Genomic DNA, 3414 nt, shown 5'->3' on the forward strand with positions numbered 1-3414 from the left:
CGTCAGAATCGCGCCTTATCATAGCCTGTGATAGCAGCAGATTATCTCCGAGATCATTGCCTTTAAGTTGCGCTATAAGGTCCTGAGCCGTTATCAGCCCCGTAACAGTGATAGTTTCTCCGAAAAAATCGTTTCTTATCCTGTATACATCACACTTCAGCAAAGGGAACCTGTCCTCAGCCATTTTTGCCAGCATATTTATAGTTCCGTGAGCAGAATAACCTGTAGCAATGGATACATGGCGCTCTTCGCCTTCCCATTCAGCCATATCAAGTGCTTTTTCAAATTCGTCAATAAGCGAACGAAGCATTCCTACTCCGTTTTCATACTGTGAAAAATCCTCATAGGCTTCCATTGGCGGAAGCTCTCTTTCCGCTATGAGATAGAACTCGTCCGATGGAAAAACAGTTCTTGTCCCGAATTTTTTGAGGAATTTCTGCTGAAATTCTTCAATTATATCAATAGTCTCCCCTGCACCTTTTTTATCAAAGCTTTCAAGGGGGTAAAGTCCCTGACGGAATTTGGTGACTCCAACAGGCACAACCGCCATACTTGTGATATTTGGCATAAGCTCGCCAAGGTCACTTAGAGACCTTCTAAGCTCGTCTCCGTCATTGAGCCCCGGACAGCAAACTATCTGACAATTGAGCTTTATGCCGTTTTCGGCAAGCTGTCTGATAAATTTAAGCTTTTCTCCCGCAAAACGATTATGCATCATTTTGACTCTGAGCTCGGGATTTGTCGTATGCACAGAAACATTGATATTGAGCTTCATTTCGATAATACGGTCGATATCTTCCTGTTTCATATTGGTAAGAGTTACATAATTCCCCTGTAAAAAAGATAATCTTGCATCATCATCTTTGAAATACAGCGTTTCTCTCATACCGGGCGGCATCTGATCAATAAAGCAGAAAACGCATTTATTGCTGCATGACTGCTTCTGATCCATAAGAAAAGTCTCGAATTCAAGCCCGAGATCATCGTACTCATCCTTTTTTATCTCAATAACCAAAGGAGCGCCATTGCGTTCAAGCTCGAGAGCAATATCCGTATCGGCAGCATAATACATATAGTCAAGGACATCCTTTATGCCATGACCATTTATTTTAACGAGAGTATCGCCGTTTTTTACTCCCGCTCTTTCAGCAGGAGAGCCATGCATAATGCCGTTGATCTTAACCATATATCTTCTCCAAAAAACTTAAAAAGGAGAGAAGGTTCATTCCTCCTCTCCTTCTCTTTTATCGGATCAAGCCAATTATTCAGCGTCGATCTTAAGGACCTCAACGCCCTTATAGAATCCGCAGTTGTTGCAAACCTTATGCGGAGCCTTATATGCGCCGCAATTGTCACACTTTGACATTGCGGGTGCTTCAAGCTTCCATACTGCTGAACGTCTCTTATCACGTCTTGCCTTGGAAGTTTTTCTCTTCGGTACAGCCATTCTGGCACCTCCTTACAGAGCTTCACAGCTCAGATTAATTTAGATGATCGCACTGTTTTTCATTAAGATCGCAGCCGCATACCGCACACAGTCCCCTACAGTCATCCCTGCAGAGTATCTTTGTCGGAAGGCTGAGAAGTATATCATTCAGTGCAATTTCATTCAGATCAATGCTCTCACCGTCTGCAACTATATAATCATCGTTATCATCATTGCTGACATAAGGAACAACAATATGGTCGAACGAAAGGTCATACTCCCTTGTGAACTCCTTCAGGCATCTGTCACAGTTAAGAAGAAGCCTGAACACGACAGAGTAATCAAGATAGACAACACCTGCCCTGTTATGGAGCTTACCGCTGAGCTCAACAGCCGAATCAAAGGAATAGCCTTTTACATCACTGAACTCCTCGGCAGGGATCTCATAAGAAAAATCTTTTTTCTCACCGACAATACTGAATATCTGTTTTAAATTGATCTTCATATCATAATCCTTCAGAGCACTATAAAATATATTATACACCAAACGCTATAATCTGTCAATAGCTCAATGTAAAATTTTATTTTTCTGTCGAAAAATTACTTGATAAACTGCTTAACGCTTTCTGGAAGCTCGGAATCGTCAGCTGAAACCGTAAATACTATTGTAGCTTCCTCGCCTGTAAGCTTGTCAAGCTTCTCGAAAAGCGTGCCGAGAACTTCGTAGTCACGGCCGACTATCTTAAGGATACCGTCAACGAAAACGTCCTTGATATCATAGTTTCCTGCGAGCATACCTGCTACAAAGCCGTAGAAAGCATCAACGCCCTCGATGGAAAAGCGCTCTGTATCGCACCATCTTACTCTGAAGCTGATAGAACGTCTGATATTGTCACCTTTTTCGATACATACAAGATCACCATTGGTTGATTTTACTGCCTCGTTGATCTTATCGATGAGTATCTTGGTTTTTCCTGTACCTTTTTTTCCTGTAATAAGCTTAATCATAATTTACTCCTTCCGTGCCTTTCGGCATTTGTGACGTATTATATTTTGTTTAAAAACTAAACGGACTATCAGCCGAGTTTAGCTTCAAGAGCAGCTTTAGCGCCCTCATATCCCGGCTTACCGAGAAGTGCGAACATATTTGACTTATAGCTCTCAACACCGGGCTGATTGAACGGATTTACTCCAAGAACATAGCCTGAAATAGCACAGGCTTTCTCAAAGAAGTAGATCATATAGCCGACACTTTCCTCAGTGGTATCATCAAGCTCAAGAATGATATTCGGAACTCCGCCCTCTGTATGAGCAAGAACTGTTCCCTCGAAAGCCTTTCTGTTAACAACGGACATATTCTGATTTGTCAGGAAGTTAAGTCCGTCAAGGTTCTCAGCATCAGGCTCCAGGAAGAGGTCTGTCTTTGGCTTCTTGATGTCAACGACTGTCTCGAAGAGTATTCTTGCACCGTCCTGGATGTACTGACCCATTGAATGAAGATCTGTAGAGAAAACAGCAGCTGACGGAAATATTCCCTTATTGTCCTTGCCTTCACTCTCGCCGAAGAGCTGCTTGTACCACTCAGACATCATTACAAAGCTCGGATCGTATGAAACGAGCATCTCAACAGACTTGCCCTTTCTGTAAAGTATGTTTCTGAGAGCAGCATACTTATAGCAGTCATTATTGTCAAAGTCTGCACAGAAATCAGCCTGTGCCTTTGCAGCGCCCTTCATAAGAGCATCTATATCGCAGCCTGCGACCGCAATAGGAAGAAGTCCCACAGCTGTAAGAACAGAGAAACGTCCGCCTACATCATCAGGGATAACAAATGTTTCGTAGCCCTCAGCGTCGGAAAGATTCTTGAGAGTTCCTCTTGCCTTGTCAGTAGTTGCAAAAATACGGTTCTTTGCTTCTTCCTTGCCGTACTTATCCTCAACCATTTTCTTGAAGATCCTGAAAGCAAGTGCAGGCTCTGTAGTAGTGCC

At 42.8% G+C, this 3414-nt stretch carries 5 protein-coding genes; all 5 read right to left on the reverse strand.

Features of this window, described 5'->3' with window-relative positions; translation table 11 throughout:
- Nucleotides 1-1186 (reverse strand): DUF512 domain-containing protein (locus tag K5677_RS14370; protein WP_296729346.1); only part of this gene is annotated, 1186 nt, incomplete at its 3' end.
- A gap of 75 nt (nucleotides 1187-1261) precedes the next feature.
- Nucleotides 1262-1447 (reverse strand): 50S ribosomal protein L32, encoded by a 186-nt coding sequence (rpmF, locus tag K5677_RS14375; protein ID WP_296729348.1) that lies wholly within the window; start codon nucleotides 1445-1447, stop codon nucleotides 1262-1264.
- Between the two features lie 34 nt (nucleotides 1448-1481).
- Nucleotides 1482-1931 (reverse strand): DUF177 domain-containing protein, encoded by a 450-nt coding sequence (locus tag K5677_RS14380; RefSeq protein WP_296729349.1) that lies wholly within the window; start codon nucleotides 1929-1931, stop codon nucleotides 1482-1484.
- Between the two features lie 95 nt (nucleotides 1932-2026).
- Complete coding sequence (locus K5677_RS14385) at nucleotides 2027-2434, reverse strand: hypothetical protein (protein WP_296729351.1); 408 nt, start codon at nucleotides 2432-2434, stop codon at nucleotides 2027-2029.
- Between the two features lie 68 nt (nucleotides 2435-2502).
- A partial coding sequence (locus K5677_RS14390; protein WP_296729352.1) for a glucose-6-phosphate isomerase occupies nucleotides 2503-3414 on the reverse strand: 912 nt, incomplete at its 5' end.

This window comes from Ruminococcus sp. (assembly GCF_024684275.1).